Raw genomic sequence first — 18,677 nt, 5'->3', positions numbered from 1 at the left:
GAGAAGCACTCCTCTCCGTCGCGTGGAAGGACGGATCTCCGCGACGCCCTCAGCTTTATCGAGACACTCTGTCTACGTCAATCCATAGTGTCTGAAAGCCGTCACTGCGTACACTGTAGGGGTGCCGAAGCTGTGGAATGAGACGATCGCCGAGCACCGTCGCACGGTCCGCGAAGCGACTTTGGAGACCACCGCGGCGCTGGTGGCCGAGCACGGACTGGCGTCGGTGACGATGTCGCAGATCGCGAAGGAGACCGGCATCGGCCGGGCGACGCTGTACAAGTACTTCCCGGACGTCGAGTCGATCCTGGCCGCGTGGCACGAACGCCACGTGACTGCGCATCTCGAGCACCTCGCCCGCATCCGCGACCAGGCGGGCACCCCCGGCGAACAACTCGAAGCCGTCCTCCACGCCTACGCGGACATCACCCACGAGCGCCCCCAGCACACCGAACTCGCAGCGCTGGTGCATCGGGGCGAGCACCTCGCCCACGCCGAGCAGCACCTGAACGCCCTCGTGCGTGATCTCATCGCCGAAGCCGCGCAGGCCGGGGACATCCGCGATGACGTCGCCCCCGGCGAGCTCGCGACCTACTGCCTGCATGCCCTGGGTGCCGCCGGCAGCCTGCCCTCCAAGGCTGCCGTTCACCGACTGGTCGCGGTCACGCTGGCCGGGTTGCGCCCCTCGCCGCCGGCCACCGGGGCCACCCAGCCTCCTCAACGCGTCGCCGCGGCGGGCCGCTCATCGTCTATCCCGCTGCACGGCCCTGGGCACCACACCGCCCACGCTCGTCCATCGACCGATACATGAACGGAATCGAGACACGACCGTGACTGCTGAGTGCAGGCAGACCCCGGCCTCGTTCTGGCTGCTGGCTCGCCCGTCGGGACTTCAAGATCCTCGCGTCTGCCCTTCGGCTGGTATCACCCCGCCAGGTCCCCGTTGATGCGGCTGCATACCCCACCCCGGTATGGTGGGTGGGCAATCGCAGGGGGCACGCCGAACAGTGAGGCAGAGTAAGGGGACAGAACGTGGGCAGCGGACATGCAGGCAGGCGGGGCATCGCCCGGCTGCTGGCGGTGTGCGCGGTGCTGTTCGGCCTGTTCCTCATGCATGGCGCCCCAGCCACGGCCGCAGAGGGTTGCCACGGCGCCATGTCCACGATGGCGGCCTCGCCGATGACCGGCGGCCACAACCCCGCCGCACTGCTCGCGACTCATACGCCCGCCGCGCGCGGTACCGGCCCCGCTGTCCGGGCCGCCGACGCCTCCGGGATGTCCGGGGCGCTGTGCGTGTCCACCCCGGCCCACGAGCGGACCCACCTGCCCGCGCCCGGCCTGCTCGGCGTGGCAGGCGCCGCAGTGTTCGCCCCGTGGGTGCTGGCCCGCCTGCGGGTGGCAGCCGGCGGGACGGGGCGGCGCGGACCACCGGGCGGCGGGCGAGATCTCCTGCTTCAGGTGTGTATCGCGCGGACGTGACAGGCGCGCACCGGATCCCGGCCCCAGGCCGGAGCCGGCACCGCGTCCTGCTCGTTTCCGCGCACCACCGGTGTGGTGCGCCCACCCGGAAAGACTCACCTCGATGGCCACCTCGTACCGTTTCACCCCCCGCCGCCGCAGCCTCGCAGCGGCCGGCGCCGCAGCCGCTCTCGCGCTGACGCTGGCCGCCTGCGGCTCCTCCAGCGACTCCTCGTCCATGCCCGGCACGGACCACGGCAGCAAGTCCTCCGCCTCCTCCTCGCCCAGCGCGTCGCAAGCGATGGGTGACATGCCCGGCATGGACCACATGGCCTCCGGCAACGGCCTGTCCGACACCCAGGACGGGTACCGACTCACCTCCAAGGACGCCACCCTGCCGTCCGGCAAGCAGACCGCTTACCGGTTCACGGTCACGGGCCCGGACGGCAAGGCGGTCACCGGCTTCGCCCTCGACCAGACCAAGCGGATGCACTTCTATGCCATCCGCTCCGACCTGACCGGCTTCCAGCACATCCACCCCGCCATGGCCGCCGACGGCACCTGGACCGCTGATCTGGCCGCCCTCGCACCGGGCTCGTGGCGCCTGTTCGCCTCCTTCACTCCCGATGGCGGGTCCGGCAAGGGCAATGACTTCGTGCTCTCGCACACCGTCACCGTGCCCGGCACCGCGACCAAGACCCCGCTGCCCGCCCCCGCCACCAGCACGCAGGCCGACGGGTACACCGTCACCGTCAAGGGCGAGCCCATGGCCGGCATGGCGCACCCGCTGACCGTCTCCATCGCCAAGGACGGCAAGCCCGTCACCGACCTGCAGCCCTACCTGGCCACCTACGCCCACCTGACCGCCTTCCACGAAGGCGACGCCGCGTTCGCCCACCTCCACCCGACAACCAAGGTGACCGGCGACCACGGCGGTCCGGACCTGAACTTCCACGCCGAACTGCCCACCTCCGGCAACTGGCGGCTGTTCCTGCAGTTCCAGACCGGCGGCACGCTCCACACCGCCGCCCTGACCCTGCACGTGGGCTGACCCCGAGCGGGGCGCCGCCCCGGCGGCGCCCCGCACCCGGCCCGACAGACCCGCCCCCTCACCGCGTGTCCGCCGGGCGTACGCCGTTTCGTGCGAGGAAGGCTTTTCAGATGCACGCCGTGCTGCACGCACTGTCGATCACCGGCTCCATGACCTGGGAGATCACCTGGGCCCTGATCCTGGGCTTCGCGCTGTCCGCTGTCGTCCAGGCCGTGGTCCGCAAGTCCACCGTCGTCTCCCTGCTCGGCGACGACCGTCCCCGTACCCTTGCCGTCGCCGCGGGCCTGGGCGCGGCGTCCTCGTCCTGCTCCTACGCCGCGGTGGCGCTGGCCCGCTCGCTGTTCCGCAAGGGCGCGAACTTCACCGCCGCGATGGCCTTCGAAATCGCCTCCACCAATCTCGTCGTCGAACTCGGCGTCATCCTCGCGCTGCTGATGGGCTGGCAGTTCACCGCCGCCGAATTCGTCGGCGGCCCCATCATGATCATCCTGCTGGCCGTCCTGTTCCGGCTGTTCCTGCGCGACAGGCTCCTGCGTCAGGCCCGCGAGCAGGCAGAACAGGGGCTTGCCGGGTCGATGGAGGGCCACGCCGCGATGGACATGTCCGTCCAGCGCCAAGGCTCCTTCACCCGCCGGCTCCTCTCCCGCGAGGGCTTCACCGCCACCAGCCACGTATTCGTCATGGAATGGGCGGCGATCCTGCGCGACCTCGTCGTCGGCCTGCTCATCGCCGGCGCCATCGCCGCCTGGGTCCCGGACTCGTTCTGGCGCACCTTCTTCTTTGACGGCCACCCGCTCGCCGCCAAACTGTGGGGGCCCATCGTCGGCCCGCTGGTGGCGATCGCCTCGTTCGTGTGCTCCATCGGCAACGTGCCGCTGGCGGTAGTGCTGTGGAAGGGCGGCATCAGCTTCGGCGGCGTGGTGGCGTTCATCTTCGCCGACCTGCTGATCCTGCCGATCCTCAACATCTACCGGAAGTACTACGGCGCCAAGACGGCCGCCTTCCTCCTCGGCACCTTCTACCTCGCGATGGTCATCGCCGGATACATCGTGGAGTTCGCCTTCGGCGGGCTCGGCCTGATCCCCGACCAGGCCGACGCGAAGGTCCCCATGGAAGGCGTCAGCTGGAACTACACCACCTGGCTCAACATCGCCTTCCTCCTCCTGGCCGCGGTGCTCCTCGTGCGGTTCTGGCGGACCGGCGGCATGGCCATGCTCCGCCTGATGGGCGGCTCACCCGACACCGGCCACGACCACGCCGACCACATGCACCACGCAGCGGACCCCCACGGCGGACACAACTGACGGGGCCCTCCACCCGTGGGTGGAGGGCCGGTTCTGCCCACGGGCCGATCCGTGAACCACCGTCGACATGCTGGAGTAGCGCTGTGACTGCCACCCTGCCGCGCGTCCTGCCCAGCCCGGACGGCAAACCGGTTCCGCCCCCGGCACCGCCGACGTCTTCCGGGCCTTCGCCCGCGACCTGGCTGCCGGCCGGCGCCCCTGGACGGCCGAAGCCGCCGCGTTCATCACCGACCAGTTCGACCAGCTCGCCGCCGACTGGGACACCACCCGCGCCACCGGCCGCGACGACCCCCTGTGCGACGCCATCGCCCGCGGCGGACCTCTCCCCGCAGGGCCCTGCTTGGAACTCGGCTCCGGCACCGGCCTGTTCACCCCCCTGCTGGCCGCCGCCTTCCCCACGGTGATCAGCCTGGACCTGTCCGAGCGGATGCTTCGCCAGGCCGCGGGCCGCTCACCTCGCCGGGTACGCGCCGACGCCAGCCGGCTTCCCTTCCCCGATGCCTCAGTCGCGGCTGTCGCCGCCATCGACATGCTGCTCTTTCCCACCGAGACCGCCCGCGTCCTCGCCCCCGAGGGCGTCCTGCTGTGGATCAACCAGCTCGGTGAAGACGGCCCCCTGTACCTTCCGGCGGACGACGTGGCCGCCGCCCTGCCCGGCAGCTGGCAGGCAACCGAAGCCGCAGCCGGCTGGGGATCGTGGGCCATCCTGCGCCGCACCTGAGGACTGCCTGCTGATACCGACGCACCGTTCCGCCGCTGCTTCGCGGTCGCCGTCCAAGAGCACCACCGGATGCCGTACGGCCCCAGGCCGGCGCGGGAGGGAGGCAGCGTTCGATCACCGGCACGAGCGCAAAGGGATACCCCCAGGGGGTATATTGGTTTGTGGCTGTGAGCCCGGGAACGGGGTCACACTGGACGGGAATGGAGAGGACAGGCCATGGACCACTCCGCTCACGACACCACCGCGCAGCACGCCGCACACCTCGGCCACGGCGTAGGCGGCCAGGACCACGGCGGACACGGGGCTGAGCACGTCGGCGCGTCCTGGACTACGGCGGCGAAGGCGACCCTGCACTGCCTGACCGGGTGCGCCATCGGCGAGATCCTCGGCATGGTCATCGGCACCGCTCTGCTGTGGGGCAACGTGCCCACGATGGTCCTGGCGATCGTGCTGGCCTTCGTCTTCGGCTACTCGTTCACGCTGTTCGCCGTTCGCCGGGCCGGCCTGGACTTCAAGACCGCGATCAAGGTTGCGCTGGCCGCCGACACTGTGTCCATCGCGGTGATGGAACTGGTCGACAACGGCATCATCGCCCTGGTCCCCGGCGCGATGGACGCCCACCTCGCGGACGGACTGTTCTGGTCCTCGCTGCTGGGCGGCTTCGTCGTCGCTTTCCTGATCACCACCCCGGTCAACAAGTGGATGATCGGCCGCGGCAAGGGCCACGCGGTGGTGCACGCCTACCACTGACGCCCGTCGCACCCAGTGGCCGGGCCTCGAGTCGGAGCCCGAACCCATCTGTCAGTCCGCGGAGTGAATCAGCCACGACACCCGTGCACCACACCTGTTGCACCCCCTATGGTCGTCCCGACCGCTTCTGAGCTGCGTGAACCCGAACTGCACACCTGCGGCGCCCCGGAGAACTCCTGTCCGTCGGGGAGGACCACGGTGATGGGTGGCGGCTCGTGCGGCGTGTCCGCCACGGTTACGCCGCCTCCTGGCCCTCGCCGTCCTCGCGTTCGAGGGCGTGCTTGAGCTGGGACCGGGCATCGGCCCGCTCGGGTGCGTCGACCTCGCCCCAGAAGGCGTGCGTGAGGATCACGGCAGTGAGATCGCGTTCCTTCTCCCGCAGCGCGGCAACCTCCTTCTTCTCCTGCTCCGACCAGCCCGGCGAGTCCGGGTACGACCGGGACGTGGCGAGCCAGTAGCCGTCGGGGCGCTCCCAGGCCTTCACGGGTTCCACCGAGTACGGCAGCGTCTTGACCAGGGCTTTGAGGCTGGCGCGCACCTCGTTCAGGGCCGCTGAGCCTGGAGGAGATCGTCGGGATAGGCGTACGTCGTCACGGCCCAACAGTAGTTCGACCCGCCCACAGCGCCGTCCGTGCGACGCCGGGGCCTGCTCGCCGTCATCTGTCCACAGGTCACCTGACGGACGCTTCTCCCATGGACGATCAGCACGACTCGCAGCAGCCGACCCAACGCCGGGGCAAGGTCCTGGACGCCCTCGTACGGGCGGAGCGGAAGGTGTTCACCCGGCCCGCGCCGAAATCGGCAAAGGCTCAGATGGAATTCCTCTACACGCGGGCCAAGCGGTCCACGAAGGCCGTCGCCGAACGCCTGGGCGTCTCGACCCGCACCGTGCAGCGCGCTACCGCGTCGGACAGCTGAAGAAGCCCCAGAAGCGCCTCCAGGCCGCGCTCGTGGAGGAAACCGAATCCCAGTGGCAACCGCAGGTCAGAGCACAGGCGAGGGAACGAGCGGCCACTCCATCGGGATGATGGTGGAGGTGACGGCCTACTTCGGATTCACCTGCACGGGCAGTTCGGACCACGGCCGCGAGCGCACCATCACCACGCCGATATCACCCACCTACGCCTCCCAGATGCTCCAGCTCCAGGAGGCCGGTGCGACGGACGAGGAGCTGCATCCGATCGTCGCCGAGGCGATCACCGAGTCGTATTTCACGGACTGGGGCACCCGGGCTGACGGGCTGCGCGCTGATTTCACACACGTGCGGTCGATCGAGTTCGCCTCATGGCGCTCGACCGTCCACTCCGTCCCGTCCAGCACCAGCCCGGCGCCGGGGGAAAGGTCCAGCACCGCTGCCGCGGTCACCGGGCAGTCTTCCCAGCGGGCAGCACGAGCGAGCGGTCCTGCAGCGGGCCGGCCAGGTCGACGCCCAGATGCCGAAACCACAGCAGGTGCAGCAGCTGGGCCCGGGCGACCGGCTCGCAGCCCGTCGCCGCCGCGAGCTCGCCGAACCTCCGCCCACTACCGGCCTCGGCGAGCAGCACCGGCCGAAGCCCCAGCGGATCGGACCTCAGCCGGCGCGGCGACGCCATCGCGTCCAGCCCTGCGAAGGCGTGCTCACGCCAGCGGGCGGCCACCGCGTAGTGCCAGCCGCAGGCGACGGCGACCTCGGCGGCCGCGAAGAACGACTCCCGGTCCGACTCCTTGATCAAAAGCTCGGGGCGTACGTCGATCAGCCAGACGACGCGGCGGGTCACCGCGACGTAGTCAGGGGTGTGGGCGCGGCGCTTCCCGCAGGTCCCGAAGGAGATCTTCAGCGGCTGCGAGACGACGTCCACCACATCCCCGGCGAAGTCCAAGGCCAGCAACACCCGGCTCTCCTCCAGGCTCTCCGCGCCGTGGTGACGGCCAGTACTGGTCATGAACTGCAGGCCAGGACGGTGCCGTTGGTCCCGGCGCCAGGTGAAGTGCCGCATCGGGTCGCTCGTGAGCACCGGCTTCTGTACGAGATCGTGCACCGAGCAGGACGCATCGTCCCCACCGGCCCGCCACGAGACCGTCCACCGTCTCGTCCAGCCGTCGCCCAGATCCAGGCCGGACCTGCCCGCGTCGACGTCCGTCGGCACGAAAAGGTCCTCCCAGCTGCACTGATGCGACAAGACGGACCCGGGCGTCAGCGGCGTCGACTACCCTTCCCGACCCGGCACGTGTAGCGGCCATGAGCCCATGGAAGCGCCGTGGAGAACCTCAGGCTCCCGATCTTCGTTTCTGGTGACAGAAAGACTGCTGAATGAGCGCCTGTGACAAGTCGGATGCCTCGCGTGTGACAACCAGGCTGCCTCGGTCGTCCCCATTCACCAGCTCAGCCGGTCCCGCTGGTGACAACTCCTGAGCTTCGGCTCACATATTCGCGGGCCGCCGCACAGCGCTCTGGCGGCGGCCCGCTCCCAAATCCGCGGACGAATGCGAGGACTTGACGACCACACCCTGGTCGTCTCGGCGCGATGTCCGCCGCCCGCTCGCCTCACGCGTCGCCGCGCCCCGCGAGCCGGTCGACCACGCCCGCATCGGCCGGCGTGTCGTGCGCCGCCGCTCAAAGGGCATGGACGCCGCCGCCGTGGCCCGCGCCCTCGAGGAAGCCCGGTTCGATGCGCGCCAGGACTCCCGGCACGAGCACCTGGCCGACGACACGCGCGGCCGGGCGGAGCTGGCGGAGTGGGAGCGCATCGACCAGCTGCTCACCGACACGGCACCGGGCACCGTCTACGACCGGACAGCGACGCCGTCGTCCAGGCCGAGCTCGCCGCCGAAGCAGCGGCCGCCGCCGCACGGGAGGCCGAGCTGCGCGAAGCCGCCCGGATCGCCGCCCGCGCTGATGAGCTCCAGGCGCTGCGCGAGCTCGGCACGCTGGAGCAGACCGAGCCCCGCGAGGGCGACGAAGCCGCCCGGGACGAACTCACCCGCCGCGCGGGCGGGCACGTCCAAGCCGACGTCGACGCCTGGCCCGCCCACGCCCTGGCCGCGATCCTTGGGCACTACGCGGATCCGGCAGCCCGTGAGACCGCCGCCGGTCTCCTGCCGCAGCCCGTCCTCGCCCTCGCCGCGCTGCTCGCCGAACTCGCCCGCCTGGTCCCGGCCGCCGGTGTCGACCAGGTGGCGTTCGCGGCCCGGCTCGCCGCCGCCGACCCCGAGGCCACCGCCGGCCTCGCCGCGTTCCTCACCCGCGCCACCGAGCCGGCCGACACCGCAGGGAGCCCAGCATGACCTCCGCCCAAGAGCCCGAGGTGGTCGCCGTCTGGCGCGAGTCCAGCCCCATCGGCCGCCGCTTCGAGGAGCTGCTCGCCGACGGCACCGTCTGCGCGTGGACCGAGCCGCCGCTCGGCGAGACGTACTAGCCGGCGAGGACGCCCCCGACTACAACCCGATCTGCCTCTGCCCGTGCACACCACGCGCCATCTGCATGGAGTGCGCCGGCTGCGCCGACTGCGATCAGTTCCGCTGCCCTAGTAGGACTCCGTTAGGTCTGTCTCGATCTTGGCGTTCTGGGTGTCCTGCGGGGCAGGGGGCTGGTGGCAGGTGGTGCAGATGCCGGTCCAGCACCTCAAGATGTCTTGGAGGGCGTCGAGGATCTGGTAGAGAGTGAGCCCGGTGCGGTGACTTTTGGGGCCAGCCGTTGTTCGGTGAGGAAGGCGTGGGCGGCGGTCACGAGGGTGACGTGGTGGTGCCAGCCCGGCCAGGAACGGCCTTCGAAGTGGTCCAAACCGAGCCCGTGCTTGAGTTCTCGGTAGTCGTGCTCGATGCGCCAGCGGACCTTGGCCAAGCGGACCAGCTCGGCGATCGCCGTGTCGGCCGGAAGGCTGGACAGCCAGTAGTCGGTGGGGGCCTGGGCCTCTTCCGGCCACTGGACCAGCAGCCAGCAGTCGGGCAGGACCCCGTCCCACCAGCCCTGCTCGGAGGAAGCAGCGGCCTTGATCGGACGCTCGACGGCCTTTCCGGCGGGGCGGACACGCACGGCGGCGAAGCGGGACCGTAACTCTCCGCGGGTGCCTTGCCGCCAGGCAACGGTGGTGAACGCCTGCGGCTCAAGACCGGCGGCCAGAGCAGCCACCGACGGTGCGGGCTGTCGATAGTGCGTTGTCCACGAACGTTCGCCGGGTGGGGGTTCGGCTTGGCGGGTGCTGGTGGTTTGGGGTTGGTGGCCTCATCGTTGACGGCGGCGTGATCGCCGTCGAGGGTGAGGTCGTGGATGGTAGGGCCGGTCAGGGCACGGCGGTTGACTGATCAGGAAGGTCAGTGGCTGCGGCAGATTGTCCGGCGGGGCCGGCATGAGTCGGTGCGGGTGCGCCGGGCGCTGATCATCATGGCGTCGGCGTCGGGTACGCCCGTGACGGCGATCTCCCGTCTGGTTGCCGCGCATGAGGACACCGTCCGGGACGTGATCCATGCGTTCAACGAGAAGGGTTTGGCCGCGCTGGACCCTCGGTGGGCGGGAGGCCGTCCTCGCCTGATCAGCGATGAGGACCGCGAATTCATCATCGCGACGGCCACGACCCGCCCGACGGCGCTGGGGCTGCCCTTCACGCACTGGAGTCTGCGCAAGCTGTGCGACTACCTGGCCCGCAAGCCCGGCCGCCGGGTGCGCATAGGCCGCGAGCGGCTGCGGCAGGTCCTGCACGAGAAGGGAATCTCCTTCCAGCGCACCCGCACCTGGAAGGAGTCCACGGACCCGGACAAGGATGCCAAGCTCGACCGCATCGAGTATGTGACCAGCCGTTTCCCGGATCGGTGTTTCGCATTCGACCAGTTCGGCCCGCTGTCGATCCGGCCCTGTCACGGCACCGCCTGGGCACGGCGCAGCAAACCCGACCGGTTGCCCGCCACCTACCACCGCACCCATGGCATCCGGTACTTCCACGGGTGCTACTCCCTGGGGGACGACCGCCTGTGGGGCGTGACCCGCCGCCGCAAAGGCGGCGACCACAGCCTGGCGGCACTGAAGTCGATCCGCGCCGCCCGCCCGGACGGCGCCCCCATCTATGTGATTATGTGACCCCAGCCATCCGGGCCTGGGCCGGCCAGAACAAGGTCGAGTTGTGCCTGACACCGACCAGCGCGTCGTGGGCCAACCCGATCGAAGCCCAGTTCGGGCCGTTACGCACCTTCGTCATGGGCGGCTCGAACCATCCCAACCACACCGTGCTTGCCCGCAGACTTCAGGACTACCTGCGATGGCGCAACGCCAACGCCCGCCATCCCGACGTCCTGGCCGCCCAGCGGCCGGAACGCGCCAAGGTCCGCAGCGAACGCCGGCAACGCTCGGGCCGCCCACGAACCGAAGCCGTCTGATCAATGTCCTGCCGCAGTGAAGGTTGAGCAAGAACTTTGAGCACCTGCACCTGCTTGATCCCGACATGGGGTCGTGGCCTCAGCCCCGCGTAAGACCATCAGAAGGCGAGCTGACCGGCGGCGCAGGAGCGGGCAGCGCGAGCCAGCAAGTGCGCGTCGGGACCGAGACCTCCGGGATTGGTCATACGGCGCCGGACATAGCCGAAGGCGAGTCTGGTCGAGGGATCCGCGAACCCCCAGCTACCGCCTCCACCGTCGTGGCCGAAGGTGCGGGCGGACAGGTAGGGCTGTGCATCGCCGGGCAGTTGGAAGCCCAAGCCGTAGCGGCTGGGGCAGGCCAGCGTCAGGTCGTGGCCGACAGAGTGAATCTGCGCGAACTCCTCCCGTGTCTCCGCGGCAAGCAGGGCAGGCAGGCCATCCACGGCGTCAAGGCATGAGGCGTACATTCGCGCGATTCCGTGTGCGCTGGCCAGGACTCCCATCGACACCGGCCCGGCTGCACGGAATCGGCGGGCGTTGACGAGGCCGAGCCTGTCGGCCACCGGGACGCTGAATGCCAGGCCGGCAAGACTGTCGGGCGCCGGTGCTGGCACGGGGTCGGAGCCGGCCTGCTCGCTCGGCACAGGCGGCTGGAGGGTCAGAACGCGAGGCTCGTATTCGGCGGGCAGCCCTACGAACATGTCGATGCTTCGTGGCTCGCGGACCATTGCGGCGTGGAAATCCCGCAGGGTGCTGCCGGTGATCCGCCGCACCAGCTCGCCGATCAACGGGCCAATGGTGAACCCGTGGTAGCCGTGCGCCGTGCCCGGCCGCCAAAAGGGGCGCTGGGAAGCCAGCCGGACGGCTGCCGCCTGGTCATCGTGGAGCTCGTCGAGGTTGAAACCGCCGTCCACGCCAACCAGACCGGCCTGGTGACTCAGCAGTTGCCGAACCGTCACGTCCTGTTTGCCGGCCGCCGCGAACTCCGGCCAGTACCGTGCCACGGTCCGATCGAGCTCCAAGTCGCCCTGCTGCACGAGCAGCGCGGCGCAGACATATGCGGCAGCCTTGCCCACGGACGCGACGTTGAGCAGCGAGTCCTGCCGCATCTCCGGGCCAGCCCAAAGATCCACCACCAACCGCCCGCAGTGATAAACCGCCACCTGCATGTCGTGATCCTGGTCGGCTTCCGCCAACGAGGCGAACACCTGCTTGACCTCGGTGAAGCCCTCCTCCGCACCACCATCAAGCCCATACACCGGTTTCCCCCGTGCCCCGACCTACTTGATCAACTCGATGAGACAACGTACCCGTCACCGAGCCTCGCTGAGAACACTCAGCCTTCGAACGACAGAACAATCAACCCCGACAAAGGTTAGTGGTCAACGCACTAGACGGTTCGTCAGTGCTGCGGCCAGATGTTCCGCGTCGGGGTCGGGCGTGGACGGTGTGCAGTCGTCGATGAGCTGCCAGAAGGCGTTCTCGTTCATGTCGCACAGCATGACGGACAGCTGTGACAGTGGCGGGACGGCGTCCGGCTATCGACTTCCGTCGACCGTGGTTCAGCCCACCAGGCGACGGTGGCAGATGAGGGCTGCAGCGATGCCGACGAAGGCAAGGAAGTGCTCGGCCTTGCGTTCGTAGCGGTGGTGCAGGCGGCGGCATCCGGCCAGCCAGGACACTGTCCTTTCGACGACCCAGCGGTGACGGCCCAGCCGCTGCGAGGACTCGATGCCTTTGCGGGCGATGCGGTGGCGGATGCCTCGCTTGCGGAGCCATCGGCGCAGGTGGTCGTAGTCGTATCCCTTGTCGGCGTGGAGCTTGGCCGGTCGTCGGCGGCGTGGGCCGCGCCGGGAGTGGATCGGTGGGATCCCCGCACCAGCGGCTTCAGACCGAGACTGTCGTGCACGTTGGCACCGGAGATGCCCAGCGACAGAGGCAGACCGTTCCGGTCCGTGATCAGGTGGATCCTTGATCCGTTCTTGCCGCGGTCGGTCGGATTCGGTCCGGTCAGTGGCCCCCTTTTGCGGCCCTGAGGCTGACGCAGTCGATGGCGCACCGCGACCAGTCCAGCTCCCCTCTGGTGCCGAGCTCGTCCAGGAGGATGCGGTGCAGCCGGGCCCAGACTCGGTCACGGCTCCACTGGGCGAAGCGCCGGTAGATCGTCGGCCAGGCCGGGCCGAACACCGGGGGCAACTGCCGCCAGGTGCACCCCGAGGCGGCCACGAAGATGATCGCAGCCAGGCATTCGCGGTCACCCGACCGCCGTCAGCCGCCGCCCTGCGGACGTGTGACCTCCGTCGGCCGAACCACCCGCCGGAACAACGTCCATAACTCATCCGGCACCAACCGCTCAATCAGACCCGTCATGCACCGCTCAACGAACGATCAAGCCAAAGGAAACGGCGTCTTACGTACGGCTTGCGGATCTGCAGATGCGATGTTTTGGCTTGGTGTCAGTGAGGGCGTGTCAGTCACGGTTGAGCGGGGAAGCGGGTTTTCCTGCTGGTCGTCGGCTCGTGGCTGGAGCTTGCCACTGACACGGCGGTGGTACTTCGTGGCTCGCGGCTGTCATGAGTAGGTGCATCCCCAGCTGGCTCACTGCCATGAAGACGGCACATCGCAGGGTGCGGGACGGCCATCTCCGCCAGCAGAAGGCCCGCGCGACGTCGAGATCGATTCATGGGGCGCGATCACTCGCGCCAAGGAATCAAGCCCAAAATTGCTTGGCCGAACTCTCAGGACTGCATCCTCGGCCACCTACCTGTTTTCATACCCGGGAGAACCGTAACCAGTCCAAACATCCGAGTCGGCTCGCCAGTTGATCTGACGAACCGACTCGGATGCCGAAGTTACGACCTCTCAGGAGTCATAGGCAATCTTGAGGTCGCTGGTGTAAGGCGTGTCCTCGGTGCTGCCACCGTCCTGCGCAGTCATGGACGGAGTGATCCCGTCGAAGAGAGAATAGTTGAAGCTGAAGCCCAGGTCTGCCTTGCCGGTCCTGCCGCCGACCTGTACGGGAAACGTGCAGTTCCCGTACAGCGTGTAGTTTTTGTTGCGCCGATTGTTGGGGACTGACGAGTGCCAGAAATAGTTGACGGTTACATTGGCGTGACTGTCGTGGTAGGGCAGTTGCATGTGACCGGCCGAGCATGTCATTCGACCTGTTGCTATGGCCTGTATTGCCGGGGAGGTGCGGAACGACCAGGCCATGGGAGCGGGGCGCCCGACGGTACCGGCCATGTTCACCTGGCCGGTGAAGGTGCCGTTGCCGTCCGTCTTCGTGTAGTAGGGGTCTGAGACCTTGAACGTGAACCTGCCCTGCTGCGTCCCGGCATGAGCGGGAACGGCACCCAGAGCGAGAACTGCGGCCAGCGCAGCGGAGCCGACTGCAGCAACCCTTTTCGTGGACTTCGAAGACACCAGATTCCTGTCTGAAGCGCACAACAGCAGAGACCACGCCACTGCTGCGCATACTGATAGGAAAGATTCGGTCGGTTACCGATATAGTGTCAGGAATCGAACCTGATGTTCAGGTCGGATGAATAGCCAGGCTGCTCGCCCTCGTTGGGCGAGCGTCGCGCTCCAGCTCCGGGCCAGACGGACACGGCACGCCAGCTGAACTCGTCCTGTTCAGCCTGCTCGACTGAGAAGGTGACGGACTGGCCAACGGTCAGCTCTCGATAGCCCTCGGCCTGGATGACCGAAAAATGCGCCCACACCCTGTCCGGGAGGGCATCGGAAGCAAGAACTCCCCAGCCCTCTTCGCTGTGCCACTCAAGCACGTGGCCGGAAAACACCTCTGCAGACGTGGTGTCAGACATTTTCGGGTTCCCCCTTGCAACACCGGTAATTCGCCGTTCCGGCGTGCGCTGTGGTCAGCAGCGCTCGACCGAACCGCAGGCACGTTAACAGATGGACCGGAACCGCGCGATCTTGTTTCCCGGTGCTCGGCGACGCGGCGGTTCCCCTCGCCAAGCAGAGCCTCAGCCGGGCGGCCCAGACAAAACGGGCCGTAGCCTGTAGCCGCCTCGGCCCTTCACTGCTCGGCCCGCAGCGCAAGCGCACCAGCCGGGTGAGCTGGGTGGCGTAGGCATCGCACTGCTGTCCTTCACTCGGTTCCGAACAGCCTGCGAGCCCGGGTGTGACCGAGCGCTTCAGTTGGCGGGTGCCCACGCGAGTTGGCGACCGGCGCGGGCAACATTGACGCCGGGTTCCCCCCTCGGGATCAGGCACGCCCAACGCGGGCGTGTGAAACGGACGGTGGAGCGTGGGAGCTCCCCGGCCCTTGTGTCGCGGGGCGGCGTCTCCCTGGGCATACCGCGCGTCCGCCAGCCCCTGCCCGACCTTAGCCCGCAGAGACTGCCCGAGCGGCTAACCGGGAGCTGACCCGGGCACTGAACCAGGCCCGCTGACGCCATCTGCGCGGCCTCGGCGTCCTGGCTCAGACACCAGCCGCACCCTCCGCGGCCGGTGATCTCTTCGGCCGCCTTGTGGACGGCATCGGGGTCACGGTCGGCCAGTCCGGACAGGGCGCCACCAAGGTCGGGGACCCGGGGGTTAGCCCCGCAACCCCTGCCCGACGGCCCGGAACTTCCATTCGGCCGCTCGGCGTGCTCGCCTACGCCGTCTACCGCCTCCCGCGGCTCACCCAGCCGCTGACGGTCGCGCTGGTCGGTGCCGGCGTCTTGGTCGCCGTGGTCACCCGCGCCCGGTGAACCGGGGCGCCCCCGACCATGGGCCCGACCACGTCTGCTCGGGGGCACGGTTGGGCCCATGGTCGGGGTGGACGGAAGCGTCCGTTGTTCGACCTGCGGTTCTGGAGCGGCGTCGGTCGCGGCCAGTAGTCCGGGGGCGACCCGATCGGCCTGCCAGGCAAGGTGGGCAAGGTGCTGGCCACCCGCGGTGCCCACGTCACCGGCGTCGAGCCCACCGACGCGATGTTCGCCTGCAACCAGGAGAAGGAGCGTGCCCTCCAGCAGGGCATCCACTGCATCCAAGCCGACCTGACCCGGATGCCAGATGTGGGCAGCGGGTACAACGCCGTCATCTGCAGCATGATGCTACCCGCCATCCCCGACTGGAAGCCCGCCATGCGAGCCTGCGTGCAGGCCCTGCGACCTGGCGGACTGTTCCTCTTCTCCGTCAACCATCCCGCTTTCGAGCAACTGCTGGCCACCTGGCGCAAACACGGGGAGTACCGCCTGAGGCGGTACCTGGAGGAGTACGAGATCCCCCTCACCCGCGCAACGGACTTCCACCGGCCGATCTCGGCCTACCTCAACGAACTGGCCGCGCTCGGATGCCGACTACGCGAGATCGCCGAGCCGGGCCTCGAACCCGGCATCGCGCGGGAGACAGCGGACACTGAACCTGGCATCGAGAGCTACGTCCACCTCCCCAACTTCTTGATCGTCGCAGCCGAGCATCCATGAGGGCGAAGGTTAAACGACAAGCTCACCAACAGGCTGGCTTCCTCGGGGACCGGCGACAGTCGATTAGGCGGTCACACCAGTAAACCGTTGGCTACAGGCCCGCGATCCAGGGGTGTCCCGGGTGTACGCGGGCGAGTAGCTCGGCCAGGATCTCGCGCTGAGCCGAGGTCATGTGCGGGACGGTCGCCTCGAAGTCTGTTTGATCCTTTCGGCGGGCGTGCTTGGCCTTGAACAGCAGGACCAGTTCGGGCGCCAGATACGGGATGCCGTCCTGGGTGTGATGGACGATGTCGCTGTAGGGAAGCCGGATCCTCTCATCGCGTCGGCAGATCCAGGTGTCGCCGTCGTGCGGTTCGCGGAACACGTCGAGCAGGTAGTTTCCGGTGGCCGGATCGCGGAGCCATGTCTGGTGCACGGCGGCCAGCACCTCCGGTGTGGCGTCCTCCCAGATCCGGCCGCTGCCTACAGCGTCGAAGACGTATCCGGGGAAGCGGTGGCGGACCTCGGGAAAGCTCGCGGCCGGAATCGCGATCTCGATGTCTCCATGAGCGCGCGTCTGCGTGCCGCGGAACAAGTCCAGCGCCCAGCCCGCGGCCACGTACCAGGGCGTGCTGGTCCCAGCCAGCCGCTGCGCGACCTCACTCGGGGCCCAGCATGATGACCACCTGGCGGGGAGGGCTTCGATCTCGTCGGGTGACAGCTCGATGCCGCCGCTGGGTAGTGGCTCGCTCACCGAAGGAATCTATCAGCGGACTCGAAGGCCCTGGCCGTAGTCGATGAAGGCGATGAACGAGTCCTGCGAGTTGTACGCCGCTGGCGATCACAGCCGGTCACCAGCGGGCTGGGTTCCTCGGGGAACCGGCGACAGTTGAATACGCGAGCCCACCAGTACCAAGGCCGCCGTCGCACGCACAGCCCGTCAGCGACGGGGGGCTCACCCGGAGAAGATCGCCCTCAGCGATCCAACGGTTCTCCACGCAGCCGGTCCCACGTCTTCGCACTCACAATGCCGTCGGCCTTCAACCCATGACCCCTCTGGAGTCGCTTCACCGCCGACTCCGTTCCCGCCCCGAAGTAGCCGTCCACACCCTTCGGGCCCACCGAGTAGTCGTGATGATGGATCAGCAGCGCCTGGATCTCCTTCACCTTGGCCCCCGTATCACCGCGATCGGTGTACGCCGACCCCGAGTAGTAGCCGCAGTACGTACCGTCCACCGACGACTTGCACACCCCCGCCTTGGCCCCAGCGGCGAAAGCCTCACTCGTCAGACCAACCGGTACCACAGCCCCAGCAAGCACGGCAGCCGCAGCCACCGACAACCCCGCACGCTTCAGCAAGCCAGCGCTCCTTCCAGTCCGGCGGGCCCGGCCCGCCACTTGGGATATCTGGCAATGAAGCTATCCCCGCACCGGCCGCAGAGGCGGAATACCGAAGGGGCGCACAAGAGCACACGCCGCATCACCCGGCGCACAACACACCACCGGTACAGCCGCCCTTTGGCGGCGGCGGTATCGCGGCGGAGCCGGGCCAGGGCCTGGGCGACGTGAAAACAAACCGACATCGCAAACTCGGTTAGAAGGTGGCTCCCGCAGTCATCTCGAAACGACTCCCGCACTGAGATACAAAGCCACTCATCACGCTGCCAGAACACGATCGAGCGCTGCCCGACCTGCGGGTCCCCAGGTCGGCTTGCCGCCCGGAAGGCCCCGATCTCCGGCCTGGCCCATGAGGATGAGGAAGAGGCTCTTCATTGCAGCCAGCCCGCGGGCGCGCCGGACCGTCGCCTCGTCCGCACGCGCGTACACCTCGAAGAACCGTGGGCCCGCGCCCGCGGGAAGCAGCACCCACGCGGCCGCGAGGTCCCAGGCCGGATCGCCGGCGAACATGGCATCGAAGTCGATCACGCCCGAGAGCGTCCCGTCCGAGACGACGACATTCGCGGGATGGAGGTCACCGTGCAGCCACACCCGCGGACCCTCCCACTCGGGGGCCGCTACAGCATCGTCCCAGACGGCCCGGACGGCCCGGACGTCGGCGGCAATGCCGCCGGGGGCAATGCCTTGCAGGAAATTCTCGAAGCCGTCCGTGCACTTCTTGGGGTGGGCGCCACGGTCCGACATGGTGGGCGCCTCGGTGGGCGCCTCCACATGGAGTGCCCTGAGGAAGCCCGCCAGAGTGTCGGCCGAATGGTCGCCGCGGCTGATCGAGGTGTAGTCCAGTGGCTCGCCGGGGACCCACGTCATAACGCTCCAGGGCCTCGGAAAACGCGCGGACGGTTGGCCGATCCGCACAGGCGTCGGAACCGGGAGCGGAAGACGCGGGGCCAGGACAGGCAGCCACCGGCACTCCTTGCGCAGGAGATCCGTGGCACCTTCCATGCGTGGCATGCGCACGGCCAACTCGTCCCCAAGGCGCCACATCTGGTTGCCCCACCCGCCCGCTACTTCACGGATGGCCAACCCCGCAAGGTCCGGATGCTGCTCCCGCAGCAGCTCGCGGACCAGGTCTGCGGTGATCTCGATCTCAGAGTCGGTCATGCGAAGTCACAGTACTGGGGCAGGTGGAGCGGCTCTCGCTCTCCAGAAGATCTAGCCAAACGGCCTTCACTGCGAGAGATCGCAAAAACGAGCCT

General features: G+C 68.5%; 20 protein-coding genes and 3 pseudogenes. 11 read left to right on the top strand and 12 right to left on the bottom strand.

All coding sequences use genetic code 11. The features are described 5' to 3' along the window. Positions 1–121: 121 nt before the first annotated feature. From C3488_RS19015 to C3488_RS18990, 6 genes are all read left to right on the top strand, one after another. The gene (locus C3488_RS19015; protein WP_258053500.1) at positions 122–811 is read left to right on the top strand and encodes a TetR/AcrR family transcriptional regulator; all 690 of its coding nucleotides are present in this window, start codon (positions 122–124) and stop codon (positions 809–811) included. Between the two features lie 221 nt (positions 812–1,032). Beyond that, positions 1,033–1,479 carry a hypothetical protein gene (locus C3488_RS19010; protein WP_103840950.1) on the top strand — a complete coding sequence of 149 codons (447 nt, stop codon included), beginning with the start codon at positions 1,033–1,035 and terminating at the stop codon, positions 1,477–1,479. A 103-nt stretch (positions 1,480–1,582) separates the two neighbouring features. Then, a complete protein-coding gene (locus C3488_RS19005) occupies positions 1,583–2,509 on the top strand; it encodes a hypothetical protein (protein WP_103840948.1) in 927 nt (308 codons plus the stop codon). Positions 2,510–2,619: 110 nt separating this feature from the next. Further along, a complete protein-coding gene (locus C3488_RS19000; protein WP_103840946.1) occupies positions 2,620–3,813 on the top strand; it encodes a permease in 1,194 nt (397 codons plus the stop codon). 340 nt (positions 3,814–4,153) lie between these two features. Next, the gene (locus C3488_RS18995; protein WP_258053499.1) at positions 4,154–4,534 is read left to right on the top strand and encodes a class I SAM-dependent methyltransferase; all 381 of its coding nucleotides are present in this window, start codon (positions 4,154–4,156) and stop codon (positions 4,532–4,534) included. Between the two features lie 216 nt (positions 4,535–4,750). Further along, positions 4,751–5,284 carry a DUF4396 domain-containing protein gene (locus tag C3488_RS18990; RefSeq protein ID WP_103840942.1) on the top strand — a complete coding sequence of 178 codons (534 nt, stop codon included), beginning with the start codon at positions 4,751–4,753 and terminating at the stop codon, positions 5,282–5,284. A 235-nt stretch (positions 5,285–5,519) separates the two neighbouring features. Here C3488_RS18990 and C3488_RS18985 read toward each other — a convergent pair whose 3' ends face one another. Further along, positions 5,520–5,822 (bottom strand): nucleic acid-binding protein, encoded by a 303-nt coding sequence (locus tag C3488_RS18985; RefSeq protein ID WP_258053498.1) that lies wholly within the window; start codon positions 5,820–5,822, stop codon positions 5,520–5,522. A 155-nt stretch (positions 5,823–5,977) separates the two neighbouring features. Here C3488_RS18985 and C3488_RS42595 point away from each other — a divergent pair, with 155 nt between their 5' ends. Further along, complete coding sequence (locus C3488_RS42595; protein WP_374955434.1) at positions 5,978–6,202, top strand: hypothetical protein; 225 nt, start codon at positions 5,978–5,980, stop codon at positions 6,200–6,202. Between the two features lie 201 nt (positions 6,203–6,403). Here C3488_RS42595 and C3488_RS42590 read toward each other — a convergent pair whose 3' ends face one another. Continuing rightward, the gene (locus C3488_RS42590) at positions 6,404–6,649 is read right to left on the bottom strand and encodes a hypothetical protein (RefSeq protein ID WP_374955433.1); all 246 of its coding nucleotides are present in this window, start codon (positions 6,647–6,649) and stop codon (positions 6,404–6,406) included. Next, entirely contained in the window at positions 6,646–7,410 is a 765-nt protein-coding gene (locus C3488_RS18975) for a TnsA-like heteromeric transposase endonuclease subunit (protein ID WP_103840940.1), read from the bottom strand. Before C3488_RS18975 ends, C3488_RS42590 begins: the two co-directional genes overlap by 4 nt. 589 nt (positions 7,411–7,999) lie before the next feature. Here C3488_RS18975 and C3488_RS40590 point away from each other — a divergent pair. Further along, positions 8,000–8,548, top strand: a complete 549-nt coding sequence (locus tag C3488_RS40590; RefSeq protein ID WP_258053497.1) for a hypothetical protein — start codon at positions 8,000–8,002, stop codon at positions 8,546–8,548. Beyond that, positions 8,545–8,679 (top strand): hypothetical protein, encoded by a 135-nt coding sequence (locus C3488_RS41630; RefSeq protein ID WP_258053496.1) that lies wholly within the window; start codon positions 8,545–8,547, stop codon positions 8,677–8,679. Before C3488_RS40590 ends, C3488_RS41630 begins: the two co-directional genes overlap by 4 nt. Before the next feature lie 206 nt (positions 8,680–8,885). On the opposite strand, the pseudogene C3488_RS18965 reads toward C3488_RS41630, so the two are convergent. After that, positions 8,886–9,470: pseudogene (locus C3488_RS18965) on the bottom strand (transposase); the annotation flags it as partial. Between the two features lie 60 nt (positions 9,471–9,530). Here C3488_RS18965 and C3488_RS18960 point away from each other — a divergent pair. After that, positions 9,531–10,630: pseudogene (locus tag C3488_RS18960) on the top strand (IS630 family transposase). 98 nt (positions 10,631–10,728) lie between these two features. On the opposite strand, the gene C3488_RS18955 reads toward C3488_RS18960, so the two are convergent. The 5 genes and pseudogenes from C3488_RS18955 to C3488_RS18940 form a co-directional block, all read right to left on the bottom strand. Next, entirely contained in the window at positions 10,729–11,868 is a 1,140-nt protein-coding gene (locus C3488_RS18955) for a serine hydrolase domain-containing protein (protein ID WP_103840938.1), read from the bottom strand. Between the two features lie 123 nt (positions 11,869–11,991). Beyond that, positions 11,992–12,099 (bottom strand): DUF4240 domain-containing protein, encoded by a 108-nt coding sequence (locus C3488_RS41085; protein ID WP_219822320.1) that lies wholly within the window; start codon positions 12,097–12,099, stop codon positions 11,992–11,994. A 72-nt stretch (positions 12,100–12,171) separates the two neighbouring features. Further along, positions 12,172–12,979 (bottom strand): annotated as a pseudogene (locus C3488_RS18950) (IS5 family transposase). Between the two features lie 492 nt (positions 12,980–13,471). Then, positions 13,472–14,032 carry a hypothetical protein gene (locus C3488_RS40140; RefSeq protein WP_146067888.1) on the bottom strand — a complete coding sequence of 187 codons (561 nt, stop codon included), beginning with the start codon at positions 14,030–14,032 and terminating at the stop codon, positions 13,472–13,474. 89 nt (positions 14,033–14,121) lie between these two features. Then, positions 14,122–14,433: a cold-shock protein gene (locus C3488_RS18940; RefSeq protein WP_181139081.1), complete on the bottom strand. Its 312-nt coding sequence runs from the start codon at positions 14,431–14,433 to the stop codon at positions 14,122–14,124. Between the two features lie 1,056 nt (positions 14,434–15,489). Between C3488_RS18940 and C3488_RS18930 the strand changes: the two genes are divergently transcribed. Then, positions 15,490–16,044 carry a bifunctional 2-polyprenyl-6-hydroxyphenol methylase/3-demethylubiquinol 3-O-methyltransferase UbiG gene (locus C3488_RS18930; protein ID WP_258053495.1) on the top strand — a complete coding sequence of 185 codons (555 nt, stop codon included), beginning with the start codon at positions 15,490–15,492 and terminating at the stop codon, positions 16,042–16,044. Between the two features lie 91 nt (positions 16,045–16,135). Here the strand turns inward: C3488_RS18930 and C3488_RS18925 are convergent, their stop codons facing one another. From C3488_RS18925 to C3488_RS18915, 3 genes are all read right to left on the bottom strand, one after another. Further along, complete coding sequence (locus C3488_RS18925; protein ID WP_103840930.1) at positions 16,136–16,777, bottom strand: nucleotidyltransferase domain-containing protein; 642 nt, start codon at positions 16,775–16,777, stop codon at positions 16,136–16,138. 221 nt (positions 16,778–16,998) lie between these two features. After that, positions 16,999–17,382 carry a peptidoglycan-binding protein gene (locus C3488_RS18920; protein ID WP_103840928.1) on the bottom strand — a complete coding sequence of 128 codons (384 nt, stop codon included), beginning with the start codon at positions 17,380–17,382 and terminating at the stop codon, positions 16,999–17,001. 297 nt (positions 17,383–17,679) lie between these two features. Then, positions 17,680–18,582 carry an aminoglycoside phosphotransferase family protein gene (locus C3488_RS18915; protein ID WP_103840926.1) on the bottom strand — a complete coding sequence of 301 codons (903 nt, stop codon included), beginning with the start codon at positions 18,580–18,582 and terminating at the stop codon, positions 17,680–17,682. Positions 18,583–18,677 lie beyond the last annotated feature (95 nt).

This window comes from Streptomyces sp. Ru72, assembly GCF_002920635.1.
GTDB lineage: Bacteria > Actinomycetota > Actinomycetes > Streptomycetales > Streptomycetaceae > Streptomyces.
The sequence above is the reverse complement of the archived record's forward strand: the minus strand, read 5'-3'. Positions and strand labels throughout refer to the sequence as shown.